This window comes from Streptomyces sp. NPDC050658, assembly GCF_044457025.1.
GTDB lineage: Bacteria > Actinomycetota > Actinomycetes > Streptomycetales > Streptomycetaceae > Streptomyces.
Window position 1 is genome coordinate 37,426 of the sequence record NZ_JBITGM010000013.1, and the last position, 14,902, is coordinate 52,327.

14 protein-coding genes are annotated in these 14,902 nt (G+C 73.1%); 8 read left to right on the top strand and 6 right to left on the bottom strand.

What is annotated here, in order from left to right; genetic code table 11:
- Positions 1–39 precede the first annotated feature (39 nt).
- Entirely contained in the window at positions 40–1,245 is a 1,206-nt protein-coding gene (locus ACIBKX_RS34205; protein WP_363274455.1) for a metallophosphoesterase, read from the top strand.
- Between the two features lie 12 nt (positions 1,246–1,257).
- On the opposite strand, the gene ACIBKX_RS34210 is transcribed toward ACIBKX_RS34205, so the two are convergent.
- Complete coding sequence (locus ACIBKX_RS34210; RefSeq protein WP_363274456.1) at positions 1,258–1,944, bottom strand: M23 family metallopeptidase; 687 nt, start codon at positions 1,942–1,944, stop codon at positions 1,258–1,260.
- A gap of 72 nt (positions 1,945–2,016) precedes the next feature.
- Positions 2,017–3,540, bottom strand: coding sequence for a phosphatase PAP2 family protein (locus ACIBKX_RS34215; RefSeq protein WP_363274458.1), 1,524 nt, complete (start codon positions 3,538–3,540; stop codon positions 2,017–2,019).
- A gap of 79 nt (positions 3,541–3,619) precedes the next feature.
- On the opposite strand from ACIBKX_RS34215, the gene ACIBKX_RS34220 reads away from it, so the two are divergent.
- The 3 genes from ACIBKX_RS34220 to ACIBKX_RS34230 all read left to right on the top strand — a co-directional run bounded on the left by ACIBKX_RS34220 (position 3,620) and on the right by ACIBKX_RS34230 (position 5,241).
- The gene (locus tag ACIBKX_RS34220; RefSeq protein WP_363274459.1) at positions 3,620–4,267 is read left to right on the top strand and encodes a PadR family transcriptional regulator; all 648 of its coding nucleotides are present in this window, start codon (positions 3,620–3,622) and stop codon (positions 4,265–4,267) included.
- 77 nt (positions 4,268–4,344) lie between these two features.
- Positions 4,345–4,479, top strand: a complete 135-nt coding sequence (locus tag ACIBKX_RS34225) for a hypothetical protein (RefSeq protein ID WP_363274461.1) — start codon at positions 4,345–4,347, stop codon at positions 4,477–4,479.
- A gap of 78 nt (positions 4,480–4,557) precedes the next feature.
- Positions 4,558–5,241, top strand: coding sequence for a glycerophosphodiester phosphodiesterase family protein (locus ACIBKX_RS34230; protein WP_363274462.1), 684 nt, complete (start codon positions 4,558–4,560; stop codon positions 5,239–5,241).
- Here the strand turns inward: ACIBKX_RS34230 and ACIBKX_RS34235 are convergent, their stop codons facing one another.
- Positions 5,242–5,793, bottom strand: a complete 552-nt coding sequence (locus tag ACIBKX_RS34235) for a GNAT family N-acetyltransferase (protein ID WP_363274463.1) — start codon at positions 5,791–5,793, stop codon at positions 5,242–5,244.
- A gap of 109 nt (positions 5,794–5,902) precedes the next feature.
- Here ACIBKX_RS34235 and ACIBKX_RS34240 point away from each other — a divergent pair, with 109 nt between their 5' ends.
- The 4 genes from ACIBKX_RS34240 to ACIBKX_RS34255 all read left to right on the top strand — a co-directional run bounded on the left by ACIBKX_RS34240 (position 5,903) and on the right by ACIBKX_RS34255 (position 10,670).
- Complete coding sequence (locus tag ACIBKX_RS34240) at positions 5,903–6,295, top strand: VOC family protein (protein ID WP_363274464.1); 393 nt, start codon at positions 5,903–5,905, stop codon at positions 6,293–6,295.
- 83 nt (positions 6,296–6,378) lie between these two features.
- Complete coding sequence (locus ACIBKX_RS34245) at positions 6,379–7,767, top strand: NAD(P)/FAD-dependent oxidoreductase (RefSeq protein ID WP_363274465.1); 1,389 nt, start codon at positions 6,379–6,381, stop codon at positions 7,765–7,767.
- A 238-nt stretch (positions 7,768–8,005) separates the two neighbouring features.
- Positions 8,006–9,601, top strand: a complete 1,596-nt coding sequence (locus ACIBKX_RS34250; RefSeq protein ID WP_363274466.1) for a hydantoinase/oxoprolinase family protein — start codon at positions 8,006–8,008, stop codon at positions 9,599–9,601.
- On the top strand, positions 9,594–10,670 hold the full coding sequence (locus ACIBKX_RS34255; protein WP_363274467.1) for a DUF917 domain-containing protein: 1,077 nt from the start codon (positions 9,594–9,596) through the stop codon (positions 10,668–10,670). Before ACIBKX_RS34250 ends, ACIBKX_RS34255 begins: the two co-directional genes overlap by 8 nt.
- Here ACIBKX_RS34255 and ACIBKX_RS34260 read toward each other — a convergent pair.
- The 3 genes from ACIBKX_RS34260 to ACIBKX_RS34270 are packed head-to-tail and all read right to left on the bottom strand — an operon-like array spanning position 10,643 to position 14,837.
- Positions 10,643–12,961 (bottom strand): penicillin acylase family protein, encoded by a 2,319-nt coding sequence (locus tag ACIBKX_RS34260; RefSeq protein WP_363274468.1) that lies wholly within the window; start codon positions 12,959–12,961, stop codon positions 10,643–10,645. The genes ACIBKX_RS34255 and ACIBKX_RS34260 overlap by 28 nt on opposite strands.
- Positions 12,958–14,499 carry a sodium:solute symporter family protein gene (locus tag ACIBKX_RS34265; RefSeq protein WP_363274469.1) on the bottom strand — a complete coding sequence of 514 codons (1,542 nt, stop codon included), beginning with the start codon at positions 14,497–14,499 and terminating at the stop codon, positions 12,958–12,960. Before ACIBKX_RS34265 ends, ACIBKX_RS34260 begins: the two co-directional genes overlap by 4 nt.
- Positions 14,496–14,837 (bottom strand): DUF3311 domain-containing protein, encoded by a 342-nt coding sequence (locus ACIBKX_RS34270; protein WP_363274470.1) that lies wholly within the window; start codon positions 14,835–14,837, stop codon positions 14,496–14,498. The genes ACIBKX_RS34265 and ACIBKX_RS34270 overlap by 4 nt, the downstream gene beginning before the upstream one ends.
- Between the last annotated feature and the right edge of the window lie 65 nt (positions 14,838–14,902).

Below are 14,902 nucleotides of genomic sequence, written 5' to 3' on the forward strand. Positions count from 1 at the left end.
CGTCTTCCGCTGTCCGCCCTGATGTGGGAGAACGCTCTGATGTGCGATGACGAACTGATCCCTCCCCACGCCGACTTGACCGAGCGGCAGTGGCTGCGGACCGACCCCCCACTGGCCGATGACCTCGCCGAAAGGCAGGGCAGGCCGCCCCTCACACTGCACCGCCGCACCCTCCTCGGCGGCGCGGCCGCCGGAGCCGCGCTCGCCGTGCTGCCGTTCGGCGCGCAGGGCGCCGCCGCGGCCGCGCAGACCGTGGAGAAGTTCCCCTTCCCCCGCAGCCCGAACGCGAACGGCGAGTTCGCCGTCCTGCTGACCGGCGACGCCGGCACCGGCGGCGAGGCGCAGCTGGCCGTCGCCGAGGCCGCCCGGCAGGTGTGCCGGAGCGAGGGCGTCTCGGTGGCCGTGGGCCTCGGCGACAACATCTACGAGAACGGGCCCGAGTCCGACCACGACTCCGAGTTCGTCACGAAGTTCGAGACGCCCAACACGGGCATCGACGTCCCCTGGCTGATGGTGCTCGGCAACCACGACTGCTCCGGCCTGATACCGGGCAGCGGCGGCGACCCCTCGCGCGGCGACCGCGAGGTCGCCTACGCGGCCACCTCGCCCCGCTGGTACATGCCGAGCCGCTACTACAACGTCGCCCTGCCGTCCGCGGGCGGCGGCGACCCGGTGGTCGAGTTCTTCGCCCTCGACACCAACCCCGTGGCCTCGACGGTCGCCCAGACGCAGCCGCACTACAAGTGGGACGGCCCCTACATGCGCGCCCAGCGGGAGTGGCTCGACTCCGCGCTCGCCGCGTCGCGGGCACGCTGGAAGGTGGTCCTCGGGCACCACCCGTACCTGAACAACGGCAAGCACGGCAGCGCCGGTTCGTACGACGGGTTCATCATCGGCAACTACACCAGCGGGATCCACCTCAAGGAGCTGTACGAGGAGGTGGTGTGCGGCCGGGCGGACCTGATCCTGTCCGGGCACGACCACACCCTGCAGATCCTGGAGCCCACCACCCGCACCGGCGGCACCCGGCAGATCGTCTGCGGCGCGGCGGCCAAGTCCGGTGACGGCAAGGCGCACTTCGGCCACCCCGCCGTCTGGCAGGACTTCTCCTCGGCTGGCTTCATGGTCCTGAAGGTCTCCGGGCAGAAGATGACAGTGGACGCCTACACGGTCGACGTCGCCACCCGCACCGCCCGCCTGGCCCACTCCACGACGACCTCGGCGGCCGTGGCCGCGGGCCAGTGACCGCGGGGGCCCTCACAGCAGCCGGGCCCCCCGCCGCGCCAGATAGGTGACCGGGTTGATGTCCGACCCGTAGCCGCGCCGGGCCCGGATCTCCAGATGGAGGTGCGGGCCCGTCGCACGGCCGGTGGCGCCGCTGCTGCCGAGCCGGTCGCCGGTGCCGATGCGGGCCCCTTGGCGCACCGCGATGCGGGAGAGATGCGCGTACACCGCGTAGTGCCCGTCCCGCAGCCGTACCGTCACCGCTTTCCCGTACGCGCCCGACCAGCGCGCGAGGACGACGGTGCCCGCGCCGACGGCGTGCACCGCGGAGCCCTGCGGGACCGCGAGGTCGATACCCGTGTGGTGGCCTGCGAGCCAGTTGCCGCGGATGCCGTAGCGGGCGGTGACGCGGTAGCGCCTGCGCAGCGGCAGCGCGAACTTTCCGGGCGGGCCCTGCGGGGCGAGGGCCCGGTCCTCCGGGATCGCCTCGTCGGCCTCGGCCAGCGCCGCCTCGAACTCCTCGTCGTACGCGCCGACGCCGCAGCCGCCGTCCGGCTCAACCGGCTCCGATGGCTCAACCGGTTCCACCGGCTCCGCGGCGGCGTGCGGCGCGGGACCCGCCGCGGTGAAGGCGCCGCCGGCCAGGAGGACCGCGGCGACGCTCAGTACGTCACGTCGTGTGCTGCCCGCTTCTCGCGGGCCGTCTATGTCGTAGCCCATGCCCGACAGCACAACGGTGGCGGGCCGCGCGCGCACGCCGAGTGCGCCGCATGGGTTAACGGCCGCGTCCGGTCAGTCGGGCACCGGCCGGTACACGGTGAGCGCCTCGGGGAGCTTGTCGAGGAGCAGCGCCGAGGGAGCGGGGGCGACTTCGCCGTCGTACGCCATCGGTGTGTCGTCGGGCAGCCCGGAGACCACGAGCCGCTGGGGCCGCGCGGAGGCGTAGAACCGGGTGCGGGCCAGCTGTCCGGCCAGCGCGGCGGTGAGGAGACGGCCGCGCGCGAAGTGGCCGCCGTGCGCGACGCGGACGTCGAGCAGGCCGTCGGCCAGGTCGTAGCGGCGGACGGGTGCGATGCCGGTGGTGCGGTAGGCGCCGTTGCCCGCGAAGAGCAGCCACAGCGAGCGGCGGCGCCCGTTGACCACCGCGCGCAGCGGTCGCCCCGTGCGCACGATCCGGGCGACGCCGAGCAGCGCGGCGGCCGGTCCGCCGATCCGCGGCGACCAGTGCTCCCTGATGCGTACGAGATCGGGGTAGGCGCCCAGACTGAACGTGTTGAGGAAGTACACCGGGTCGGCGTACGCCGCGCCGTCCGGGCCCGCGGCGGTCAGCGGCCGGACCCGGCCGACGTCGGCCCGCACGGCGGTGCCCTCGGCCAGCGCGGCGCAGGCGTCCGCGACGGTGTCGACGCCGAGGTCCGCGGCGAAGTGGTTGAAGGTGCCGCCGGGCAGCACCAGGAGCGGCACATCGGCGTGCAGTGCCGGGGCGACGGCGGCGTTCACAGTGCCGTCGCCGCCGCACACGCCGAGGACGCCGCCGCGCCGGGCCGCCTCCCCCGCGGCCGCCGCGAGCACCTTGGGCAGCGGTCCCGCGTCGGGCTCGTACAGGATCACCTCGGCACGCGGCAGGGAGCTTTTCAACTGACGTACGGGATCGACGAGTTGGGGCTGTGCCCCGGAGGACGGGTTCACCACGACGACGAGTCCGTCGCCGTCCGGCAGGGCGGGCGCGTCCGTGCGGGGCCGTGCGGGCGACGGCAGTTGCGCGCGCGAGGGCACGAGGCCGCGCACCGCGTAGGCGGCGCCCGCGCCGAGGGCGGCGCCGACCAGGACGTCGCTGGGGTAGTGCACCCCGGTGTAGACGCGGGAGAACGCCACGGAGGCGGCGACCGGCGCGACGGCCGCGCCGAGCGCGCGCGACTCGAGCGCCGCGCCCGTGGCGAAGGCCGCCGCCGACGCCGCGTGCCCGGAGGGGAAGGAACTGGTCACCGGCTGCCGGGACAGATGCCGTATCACCGGGACGGCGTCGAGGACGGGCCTGGCGCGGCGCACCGCGTTCTTGCCCAGCGTGTTGACCGTGGCGGAGGCGAGGGCGAGCGAGGTGATGCCGCGCACCGCGGCCCTTCTGCCCCGCGCGCCGCCGAACGCCCACATCCCGAGGGCGATCCCGCCCCACAGCAGTCCGTGGTCGGCGCTCCGGCTGAGCCGTGGAAGCACCGGCTCCGCGGCCGGCCAGGAGCGGGCGGCCACATGGTGGAAGACGGCGCGGTCGGTGCCGCCGAGCAGTCGGCGGACGCGCCGCCGGGGCTGTTCGTTCATGTCACCCTCCTACCCCGGCACGCCTCGGCTACCGCGCACCTCTTGCGCCGACGCCCAGGAGTTCACTTCAATCAGTCATATGCCAGCCCGTGGTTCCTCCTCGTCCCAGCGGCCCGAAGCGCTGCCGCAGACCGCCTGGGCCGTGCTCGGCCTGCTCTCCTTCCCCGGCGAGCGCACCGGCTACGAACTCAAGAAGTGGGCGGACGCCTCGCTCCGCTTCTTCTACTGGTCGCCCGCCATCAGTCAGATCTACGCCGAGCTGCGCCGCCTGGAGAACCTCGGGTACGCCACGTCGAGTCTCTCGGCGCCCGGGGCGCCGCGCACCAGGCGGGCGTACTCCATCACGGAGGAGGGCCGTGCCGCGCTGGCCCGCTGGGCGGGGGCCGGCGAGGACGCGGGGCCGCCGGTGCTCAAGCATCCGCTGCTGCTGCGGGTCTGGCTCGGGCATCTCGCGGCGCCGGACGGGCTGCGGGCGCTGGTGGGCGAGCACATCGCCAGGACGCGGGACGAGCTGGCCGAGGTGCGCGCCGCGCTCGGCCGGTCCTGCGGGGTCGAGGCGTGGACGCATCCGCAGATCGCGCTGCGCTGGAGCGAGCGGCGCCTGGAGGCGGAGATCGGCCTGGCCGAGGCGATGCTCGACGACCTCGAAGGCCTCGGCGAGCTCGCGGAGCGGACGGCTCCGGCACCGTCCGGTCAACGTCTGGAGGACTCGCCCACCCACGGGTGAAGCGGCTCGCGGCGCCGGGCCTCCGGCCGGTAGGACGGGACGGGTCAGCCGCCACCGCCGTCTGGAGCAGTGCACCCGTGAGTACCCGCGCAGTCCTTGTCGCCGCCGTCATCACCGGGCTCATCCTCGGCATCGTGGGAAGCAGAGCGGACGATTCCGATTCTTCGCCACAGCCGCGCACGGGCGGTTCCATCGTGGAGGCGGGCCATTAGGCTGCGACCTTGCCGCGGGCTTCACTCCGTCCTCAGCCCCGCGGCCGCAGAGCCGCCGTCGACGGAAGCGAGTGAACCTTGAACTTCCTCACCATCGGTCATCGCGGGGTGATGGGTGTCGAACCCGAGAACACCCTCCGCTCCTTCATCGCCGCGCAAGCCGCGGGCCTCGATCTCATCGAGCTCGATCTGCATCTGAGCAAGGACGGCGCCCTCGTCGTCATGCACGACGCCGACGTGGCACGTACGACCGACGGCAAGGGACCGATCGCCGAGAAGACCCTGGCCGAACTGCGGGAGCTGGACGCGGGCCGCGGTGAGCGCATCCCCGTCTTCGAGGAGGTCCTGGACGCCGTGAAGGCGCCGCTGCAGGCCGAGATCAAGGACGTGGCCGCCGCCCGCGCCCTGGCCGAGGTGATGCACCGCAGGGACCTGGTGGCCCGCGTCGAGGTGATCTCCTTCCACGACGACGCGATCGCCGAGATCTCCCGCCTGGTCCCCGGCGTCCGCACCGCGCTCGTCGCGAGCCGCTACGGCACGGACGTCGTGGAGCGCGCCACGGCCGTCGGCGCCACCACCCTCGTACTCAACATCCGGCGCCTGACGCTGGAGATCGTCGAGCACGCCAAGAAGGCCGACCTGCGGATCATCGGCTGGGTCGTGAACACCCAGGACGATCTGCGCCTGGTGCGCGCGCTCCAGCTGGACGGCGCGACCACCGACTATCCGGAGATCAAGCGGACGGGCCGCTTCACCGCGTGATCAGGCCAGTTCCTTGACCAGCAGCTCGAACTGCAGGTCGGCGCGCTGCGGAATGCCGAAGCGCTCGTCGCCGTACGGGAAGGGCGTCATCTTTCCCGTACGGCGGTAGCCGCGCCGCTCGTACCAGGCGATGAGGTCCTCGCGTACGGAGATCACGGTCATGTGCATCTCGCGGGCGCCCCAGGTCTCGCGGACGGTCCGCTCGGCCTCCGCGATGATGACCTTGCCGAGGCCCGCGCCCTGGAGCTCCGGGCTCACCGCGAACATCCCGAAGTAGGCGTACTCACCTCGGTGTTCGAGCTGGCAGCAGGCCACCACCCGGCCGTCCCGCTCGACCGTGAGCAGCCTGCTGGACGGCGACGTGATGACGTCGGCGACGCCTTGCGGGTCGGTGCGCTGCCCCTCCAGGATGTCCGCCTCAGTGGTCCACCCGGTCCGGCTGGAGTCACCCCGGTACGCCGATTCGATGAGCGCGACGAGGGTGTCCACGTCCGCGTCGGTGGCGTCCCGGAAGGTGAGATCGCTGCTGGTGGTGCGCGGGGCGGTGTCCATGGGGCGAGTTCTCCGTTCTCTGACACGGCTCTGGTGCGGCTCGCGTACGGCTCTGCTGCGGCGCGCGCGACGCACCGCCGAGGGTAACCCGCCGCTAAGGTGCGGCTGCATGGTGCATGTACTGAGCAGCAGGACCCTTCTCCGCCCGACCGACCCCGAGCGTTCCCGCGCCTTCTACGGGGAGGCGCTCGGCCTCGCCGTCTACCGCGAGTTCGGCACGGGCCCCGAGCGCGGCACCGTCTACTTCCTCGGCGGCGGCTTCCTGGAGGTCTCCGGCCGGTCCGAGACGTCCCCCGCCCCCGGCCTCCAGCTCTGGCTGCAGGTGCCGGACGTGGCGGCGGCGCACGCGGAGTTCCTGGAGCGGGGGGTGGCGGTGGTGCGACCGCCGGTCAAGGAGCCGTGGGGGCTGATCGAGATGTGGATCGCGGATCCGGACGGGGTGGCGATCGTGGTGGTCGAGGTGCCCGCGGACCATCCGATCCGGTACCGGCCGGGGATCTGACCGCCCGGCGCATTCGGCATGCGGGGCCGCGCGGTCCGTCAGAGGATGAACCGGACCCCTCTGCCCACCCCTGGAGAGATCCCATGCAACCTCCCCGGATCCTGATCGTCGGCGGCGGATTCGCCGGCATGGAGTGCGCGCACAAGCTGGAGCGGACGCTCAAGGCGGCCGACGCCGAGCTGCGGCTCGTCAGCCCGCAGGACCATCAGCTGTATCTGCCGCTGCTCCCGCACGTCGCGTCGGGCGTGCTCACCCCGCAGTCGGTGGCGGTGCCGCTGCGCCGGATGCTGCGGCGTACGACGATCGTGCCGGGCGGGGCGATCGGCGTGGACCCGCACGCCAAGGCCGTGGTCGTACGGAAGATCAACGGCGAGGAGACGGTGGAGCGTTACGACCATCTGGTGCTCACGCCGGGCAGTGTCACGCGGCAGTTCGACATCCCCGGCGTCGACCAGCACGCCGTGGGCGTGAAGACGCTCGCCGAGGCCGCGTGGATCCGTGACCACGTGATCGCGCAGCTCGATCTGGCGGCGACGACATCGGACCGGGCGGAGCGCGAGTCACGGCTGCAGTTCGTCGTGGTGGGCGGCGGCTATGCCGGGACGGAGACGGCGGCCTATCTGCAGCGGCTGACGAGCGGCGCGGTCAAGCGGTATCCGGGGCTCGACCCGTCGCTGATCAAGTGGCATCTGGTCGACGTCGCCCCGAAGTTGATGCCCGAGCTGGGCGACCGGCTCGGCGAGAAGGCCCTGGCCATCGTCCGGCGCCTCGGCCTCCATGTGTCGCTGGGGGTCTCCGTGGCGAAGGCGACCGAGGACACCGTCACGCTCACCGACGGACGCGTGCTGCCGTGCCGCACGCTGATCTGGACGGCGGGCGTCGCGCCGAGCCCGCTCATCGCGACGCTGGGCGCCGAGACCAACCGGGGGCGGCTCGTGGTGCGTCCCGATCTGACGGTGCCGGGCCTCGACGGGGTGTTCGCGCTGGGCGACGCGGCGGCCGTGCCGGACGTCGTCAAGGGCGGCGACGCGATCTGCCCGCCGACCGCCCAGCACGCGATGCGGCAGGGCTGGGCCGCCGCGGGGAACATCACGGCCGCGCTGCGCGGCGGGCCGCTGACCGATTACCGGCACAAGGACATGGGCCTGGTCGTCGACCTCGGCGGCATCCAGGCCGTGTCGAAGCCGCTGGGCGTGCAGTTGACGGGGCTGCCCGCGCAAGTCGTGGCGCGCGGCTACCACTTGGGCGCCCTGCGCACCCTCACGGCCCGCTTCCGCACGGCGGCGAACTGGGGCCTGAACGCGGTCGCCGGCAATGACTACGTACGCACCGGATTCCAGGCCACGCGGCCCGCCACGCTCGCGGACTTCGAGCGGACCGACGTCTATCTGACACCGGACGAGATCCACGCGCGGGTCACGGCGGAGGGCGCGGGGCGGTCGATGGCTCCTCAGAAGCCCCGGTTCCACTGACAGACCAGCGGGATTCCGTCTGGTCCGGCGCACGGGCGGCGACTACCAGTGGTGGGGTAGCGCCGCTCAGGCTTCCCGCGCCCCGTGCGACGGGGTGCGAGGGGCTCCGGACAGCGGCGGTGGACGTCCGAGGGGAGATGACCGCCGTCCGCAGGCGCCTGGTTCCGGCCGATTGATCACGGCGAGCGTCACGTCCGTACTACGCGTCAGCTGCCCTCACACGAAGGACACCACCACCATGCGTATCGGCATCGACGTCGGGGGGACCAACACCGACGCCGCTCTCCTCGGGGACGACGACCGTGTGCTCACCGCGGCCAAGTCGCCCACCACGCCCGACATCACCTCCGGCGTCAGCGCCGCGGTCCGGGCGCTCGATCCGCCCGTCGAGTCCGTCTCGGCGGTGATGATCGGCACCACGCAGTTCCTCAACGCGCTCGTCGAGGGCGCCAGGCTCGCTCCCGTCGCGGCCGTACGGCTCGGGCTGCCCGCCACGGCGGCGCTGCCGCCGATGACGGACTGGCCCCAGCGGCAGCGCGCCGCCGTCGGCGGGCGGGGCTATCTCTGCCACGGCGGGCGGGAGTTCGACGGTCGGCCGCTGTCGCCGCTCGACCCGGACGAGCTGAAACGGGCCGCGGCGGACATCGCGGCGCGCGGGCTCACCTCGGTCGCCGTGTCGTCGGTGTTCTCGCCGGTCGCCGAGGAGGACGAGCGGCGCGCGGCGCAGATCCTGCGGGCCGAGCTGGGCCACGGCACGCACTTCTCGCTCTCCCACGAGCTGGGCCGGGTCGGTCTGCTCGCACGGGAGAACGCCACGATCATCAACGCGGCGCTGCGGGACCTCGCGGTCGTCGTGGTCGAGTCGCTCGGCAAGGCGCTCGCGGAGGTGGGGGTGACGGCGCCGTTCTTTCTCTCGCAGAACGACGGGACGCTGATGGACGTCGCCTTCGCTCGCGAGTACCCGGTGGCGACGTTCGCGTCCGGGCCGACCAACTCCATGCGGGGCGCGGCGTTCCTCTCCGGGCTCGCGGACTGCGCGGTCCTGGACGTGGGCGGCACGACGGCCGACATCGGCGTCCTCGGCGGTGGCTTTCCGCGCGAGGCGGCCGGCGAGAGCATGGCCGCCGGGATCCGCACCAACTTCCGGGTGCCCGACGTGCTCTCGCTGGGCATCGGGGGCGGCTCGCTCGTCTCGTCCGACGGGGCGACGGGGCCGCGCTCGGTGGGCCACCGGCTCACCGAGGAGGCCCTCGTCTTCGGCGGCACGACCCTCACGGCGACGGATCTCGCGGTCGCCGCGGGGCGTGCGGAGGTCGGGGATCGCCGTCATGTGGCGCAGCTGCGGCGGGAGTTCACCGCGCGTGCCCTGGACCGGATCGCGGGGCGGCTCGCCGAGGGCGTCGACCGGATGCGGACCTCGGCCGCCGCGCTGCCGGTGGTGGCCGTCGGCGGCGGCTCCGTACTCGTGCCGGACGCGCTGCCGGGCTTCAGCGATGTGCGCAGGCCCCGCCACTTCGATGTGGCCAATGCCGTGGGGGCGGCGATCACGCAGGTCGGCGGTGAGGTCGACCGGGTCTTCCAGGTGCCGGAAGGGCGCAGGGACGCGGTGCTCGCCGGGGCCCGCGAGGAGGCCGTGGGGCGGGCGCTGGACGCGGGGGCGCGCCCCGGCAGCGTCCGTGTCGTCGACATCGAGGAGGTGCCGCTCGCCTATCTGCCCGGCGGCGCGACCCGTATCCGGGTGAAGGCGGTCGGCGATCTCGATCCGGCGGGCATCACCCGCGCGGCGATCCCCGGATCGGTGCGGATCGGCGGCGGGGCGGGCGCGGATGCGTGAGGTCACGCTCGACAACCTCGACGACATCGCGCGCGGCGCGGGCATACTCGGCACCGGCGGTGGCGGCGACCCGTACATCGGGAAGCTGCTGGCCCGCGAGGCCATCCGCGCGCACGGCCCGGTGCGGGTCGTCGGCATCGACGAGGTGCCCGCCGATGCGACCGTCGTCCCCGTCTCCGGGATGGGCGCGCCGACCGTGCTCCTGGAGCGCATCCCGAACGGCCGGGAGGAACTGACCGCGCTGCGCGCCCTGGAGCGGCACATCGGGCGCCGGGCGACGCATGTCGCGCCGATCGAGATCGGCGGGGTCAACTCGATGCTGCCGATCGCGTGCGCCGCTCGGGCCGGTCTGCCGATCGTGGACGGGGACGCGATGGGGCGGGCGTTCCCCGAGGCGCAGATGGTGCTGCCGGGGCTGATCGGGGTGCCCAACTCGCCGATGGCACTGGCCGACGACAAGGGCAACACGATCGTCGTCGAGGCCGTCGACAACCACACGGCCGAGCGGATCGGGCGCGCGGTCTGTGTGGAGCTGGGCTGTCAGATCGCCTGCGCGGACACCGTGCTGCGCGGCGACCAGCTCGCCGCCGGTCTGGTCCCCGCGACGCTCACGCTCGCCGCGCGGCTCGGCGCGGCGGTCCGCGGGGCACGTACCGCGCACACCGACCCGGTGGCGGCGGCGCGGGGCGTGCTCGACGGCAGGGCGCTCCTGACGGGCAAGGTCGTGGACGTGCACAGACGGACCGAGCGAGGCTTCGCCCGGGGTGTGGCCCGCATCGAGGGCAGCGGCAAGGACTCCGGCCGGGGGCTCGAACTGCACTTCCAGAACGAGCACTTGGCCGCCGTGCGCGACGGCGTGACGGTGGTGACGACACCGGACCTGATCTGTGTCCTGGACAGCGGTACGGGCGATCCGGTCACCACGGAGGGGCTGCGCTACGGGCTGCGGGTCAGTGTGCTGGCCGCCCGGTGCGATCCGCGCTGGATCACTCCGGGCGGGCTCGCACTGGCCGGTCCGCGCTATTTCGGGTACGAGGTGGACTACGTGCCGTTCGGTTCGGCCGGCTGAGTCCGCGGCGCGGCGGGCGGTCGCAGGGTGATCGTCCGCCGCGTGTGCTTCTCCACCGCCGTACGGGAGTAGAGGAGCGGGAAGGAGCCGTCGGCGGCCCAGGCCCCGAACAGGTCGGCGTAGTGCGGGCTGTCCGGAGCTCCGGACTGGCCGGGCGAGTTCATCGCCACGGACTCGTCCCAGGAGCCGACGTCGACGACGATCCGGAAGGTGGCCCCCGCGGTCTGCCGGAAGCCGGGCCCATAGGCGGCGGCCCCGACGGTGTCCCCGCTGCCACCGCGCGGCACGGGCCCCACGGAGGCCCACCGCGGGGCGGGGCGGTCGAGCAGCGCCGCGACGGGGTGGTGCGGGTGGGCGTGGTGGAGCGCGCCCCAGGTCCAGGCGGCGGGGTCGGGTCCGAGCAGCGCGGAGAGCTCGTCGAGGGCGGCGGCGAGGGTCCGAAGGAGCAGTGCGGGGTCCGGGTCGGCCTCCAGGAGTTCGAGGTCGACGCGGGGGTCGGCCGCCGCGTCCTCCACCGGCAGCACCCGGGCGAGGGCCCGCTCCTCCCCCGCGACACCGCGCAGCGCCCGCTCCAGGAGGGCGGGGCGCAGGTGCCTGCGGTACCAGAGCTCGAAGAGCGCGGCGGCAGGTGACTCGGCGGTGAGCCGGGCGTCCCAGTCGCGGAGGAGGCCGAGCGCGGCGGTGACGGCGGGTTCGGTGCTCGTGATGCCGGTGAGCAGCCGCAGGACACGGCGCGCCGGCAGGCTCACGTAGTCCGTCTGCAGGCGGACGCACTCCTCGACCGTCCAGCCGGTGCGCGAGCCGAGTTCCTCGGCGATCCGGTCGTGGCGGGTTCCCGCGTACCAGTCGTACGTCACCGTCTTCTCGGCGTTCGGATAGTCGGGCGGCAGGTTCAACTGGTTGGCCGTGGCGAACCAGCCCTGCTGCGGGTCGCGTTCCGCCGGGAGTTCGTCGACGTCCAGGAAGCCGTCCCACTCGTAGCGGCCGTCGCCCGGCACCGGCAGCGTGCCGTCCCAGCCGCGGCGGACGGGGACGCGGCCCGCCGGGCGCCAGCCGATGGTGCCGTCCGGGGCGGCGTAGACCTGGTTCTCGCCGGGCGCTCCCCAGCGGCGCATCGCCGCGACGAAGGCGTCGGGGCCCGCCGCGCGCATGTAGTCCATGCTGCCCAGGTACGGTGCCATGCCGGGGCCGAGCCAGGCGGCGCGGACCGCGAACGCGGCGTTCTTCTCCGGGAGTTCGCGGATCACCGGGCCGTGCCGGGTGAACCACAGGTCGGCGGTGACGGGGTCGCCGCCGCGCACCGGGATCTCCTCCGTCACCCGCGTCATCCGCTCCCGGCCGGCCCCGTACTCGTACGCGTGCGGGTCGGCCGGATCGGTGCGGTAGACGTACAGGTCCTCCTGGTCGATCGGGAAGATGGTCAGGCCGAACGCGATCCGGCCGTTGTGGCCGATGGAGATGCCGGGCAGGGCCGGTTCGCCCGCCCCGATGACGTCGATGCCGGGCGCGGAGAGGTGGGCGAGGTAGCGCAGCGCGGGCAGGGTGATGGCGCGGTGCGGGTCGTTGGCGAGCAGCGGGCGTCCGGTGGCCGTGCGGGACGGGGCGATGACCCAGTTGTTGGATCCGTCGAGGCCCTGGCGGGGCGCCGCGTCCGCCGCCCATGGGGGCGTGGTGGCCATCTCGTACACCCGAAGGACGTCGTCCGGGATGACGGAGAGGTCGAGGCCCTCGGGGACGCGCAGGGTGTGCGGGGCGGGCTCGCGGCGGCGGCGCAGTTCCTCCGCCGCCGGTCCGTGGTCGCGCAGGGTGAGGGCGCGGGCGACCTCGTCGCGGAGGTTGTACTGGAGGCCATGGCTGCGGATGCGGGCGACGTCGGAGGGGTCCCAGTAGGCGGGGTCGTACCCCAACTCACGGAATTCCACCGGGAGATGACCGGTGTCGCTGCGGCACAGGCGCACGTAGGCGTTGATGCCGCGCACGAACGCGGTCGTCACCCGTTCCGTGTCCGCTCCGTACGCCCGCCACTCCTCGGCCATGTCGCCCCGGTAGAGGAACAGCCGTGCCGCGCGGTCGTGTTCGACGTACGCGGGGCCCAGCACCTCGGCGAGCAGACCGAGTCCGCGCCGTCGCCACAGGTCGAGCTGGAAGAGGCGGTCGCGGGCGGCGTTGAACCCCTGGGCGAGGAAGAGGTCGTCCTGGGAGGCGGCGTACAGGTGCGGGACGCCCCACTGGTCGACGCGTATCTCCACGGGCTCGGCGAGGCCCGGCACTTCGAAGACGTCGTCGTTCATCGGGCCTCCTGGACGGCGGATGCTTCCGCGCTCTCGTCGGGTACGGACGGATCGGTGGCCCTCACGGCCGGGCCGGGCCCCGGTGCCAGCCAGACGACCGCGAGCAGCACGGCGAGGTTGGCGGCGAGCGCGACGATGCCGCCGTTCACGCCGTGGAAGGGGTCGTTCTCGGTGGCCCAGAGCAGGGTCATCACCGCGAGCCCGGTCAGCATGCCCGCGACGGCGGCGCGCGCTGTCAGCCTCCGCCAGAACAGCGCGAGGAGCACCACGGGAACGAGCTGTGCCAGACCCTCGTACGACAGGACCGACAGCTCCACCAGGGTGTTCGGATAGAACAGGCTGCCCGCGAGGGCGATCAACCCGGCGACGACACACACCAGTTGCGAGAGGTGCTTGCTCCGCATGTCGCTGGCGTCGCCGGACGTGCCGAGCGTCCGGCGGCGTGCGCGCGGGTCGGCTCCGTTGCCGCCGCCGAGGACGGTGCGGCCCCACAACGTACCGATGGAGAGCATGAAGACGCTCATCGGCACGATCGCGGAGAGCGCGCCCGCGACGCCGATGAGGGCGACGACCGGTGAGGGCAGCGAATCGGTGACGAGGCCGAAGAGGGCCAGATCGGGGTTGCCGAGGGCCGGCATGACGAACAGGGCCGTGGCGCCGACCACCATCGGGACGAACAGGAGCAGTTGGTACCAGGGCAGGAGCAGCGCGTTGCGACGCAGGGCGTTGGGGCTCTTCGCGCTGAGATAACCGGCCACGGTGGTCGGGAAGATGGTGATGGTCACGGCGTTCAGGACGACGGTGCTGAGGAACCACATGGCGTCGCGCCCGCCGGACGCGTGGCCGGGGAAGGTCAGCCACTCGGGCTTCTCCGTCACCATGCGCTGCATGAAGTCGCCGAGCCCGCCGAGGTAGTGCATCGGGATGTACACGGCGAGGAACACGACGGCGACGATCACCAGCATGTCCTTGAGCGCGCTGACCCACGCGGAACCGCGCAGGCCGGACACGAGGATGAACACCTCGGCGACGACGAAGGAGATGACGGCGGCGACCTTCAGGTCGACGGCGTCGTACGTCATCGCGTTCACGACGACGCCCATGCCCTGAATCTGCACCTGGATGTAGGGGACGATGAAGACGGTCGCGACGACGGCGACGAGGATGCCCACCGGCCGTGAGCGGAACCGGAATTCGGCGATGTCCGCGATGGAGATGAGTCCGTGCCGGGTCGCGTACGTCCACAGCGCCGGGCCCACAACATAGGCGACGGCGAAGCCGACGGTGAGGTAGGCGACGAGATAGAGGATCGGCGCGCCGAAGGAGTACGACCAGCCGGCCGTCCCGAGGAACGAGAAGCTCGTGTACGTCTCCCCCGCCATCAGCAGCCAGATGAAGAGCACGCCGAGGCCCCGGCTGGAGACGGACCACTCCGCGAGGCCCTTGGATCGGCCGCGGGCGCTCCAGACGCCGATGAGGATCGTGGCGACCATGGCGAGCGCGAAGATCGTGGTCGCGACGGCTGCGGAGCCGTTCACCGGCGGTCTCCTTCACGGTCGTCGGCGGGTGCGTCGACGGGTTCATCGGCGGGGACGGGCTCGACGGCGCCGGTGCGGTAGGCGGGGTCGAGCCGGGCCGCGAGCCAGATGACCAGGGGGCTGATCACGGTGGCGGCGATGACCCAGGCGAGCAGGAAGGGGACGCCCAGGACGCGGGGCTCGATGCGGTTGGCGACGAACGGGGCGGAGCCGTAGAGCAGGACGGGGACGAGCAGCAGCCAGAGGGAGGGGCGGGCGACGCCCCGCAGGGTGGGCAGACCGTCCAGGGGCGAGGCCGGCGGTCCCTGCTCGCCGCTGTCTTCGGCGGTCGGGGGCATGAGGGGGCTCCTTGAGCGAATGCGGGGTACTGGGAGGGAGCGGGCGTGCGTGGTCACACAAGCGG

Excerpts from the sequence above, each read along its gene's own strand:
- ACIBKX_RS34205 (WP_363274455.1), top strand. The coding sequence starts at position 40 with ATGTGCGATGACGAACTGATCCCTCCCCACGCCGACTTGACCGAGCGG.
- ACIBKX_RS34210 (WP_363274456.1), bottom strand. The coding sequence starts at position 1,944 with ATGGGCTACGACATAGACGGCCCGCGAGAAGCGGGCAGCACACGACGT.
- ACIBKX_RS34215 (WP_363274458.1), bottom strand. The coding sequence starts at position 3,540 with ATGAACGAACAGCCCCGGCGGCGCGTCCGCCGACTGCTCGGCGGCACC.
- ACIBKX_RS34220 (WP_363274459.1), top strand. The coding sequence starts at position 3,620 with ATGCCAGCCCGTGGTTCCTCCTCGTCCCAGCGGCCCGAAGCGCTGCCG.
- ACIBKX_RS34235 (WP_363274463.1), bottom strand. The coding sequence starts at position 5,793 with ATGGACACCGCCCCGCGCACCACCAGCAGCGATCTCACCTTCCGGGAC.
- ACIBKX_RS34240 (WP_363274464.1), top strand. The coding sequence starts at position 5,903 with ATGGTGCATGTACTGAGCAGCAGGACCCTTCTCCGCCCGACCGACCCC.
- ACIBKX_RS34245 (WP_363274465.1), top strand. The coding sequence starts at position 6,379 with ATGCAACCTCCCCGGATCCTGATCGTCGGCGGCGGATTCGCCGGCATG.
- ACIBKX_RS34250 (WP_363274466.1), top strand. The coding sequence starts at position 8,006 with ATGCGTATCGGCATCGACGTCGGGGGGACCAACACCGACGCCGCTCTC.
- ACIBKX_RS34255 (WP_363274467.1), top strand. The coding sequence starts at position 9,594 with ATGCGTGAGGTCACGCTCGACAACCTCGACGACATCGCGCGCGGCGCG.
- ACIBKX_RS34260 (WP_363274468.1), bottom strand. The coding sequence starts at position 12,961 with ATGAACGACGACGTCTTCGAAGTGCCGGGCCTCGCCGAGCCCGTGGAG.
- ACIBKX_RS34270 (WP_363274470.1), bottom strand. The coding sequence starts at position 14,837 with ATGCCCCCGACCGCCGAAGACAGCGGCGAGCAGGGACCGCCGGCCTCG.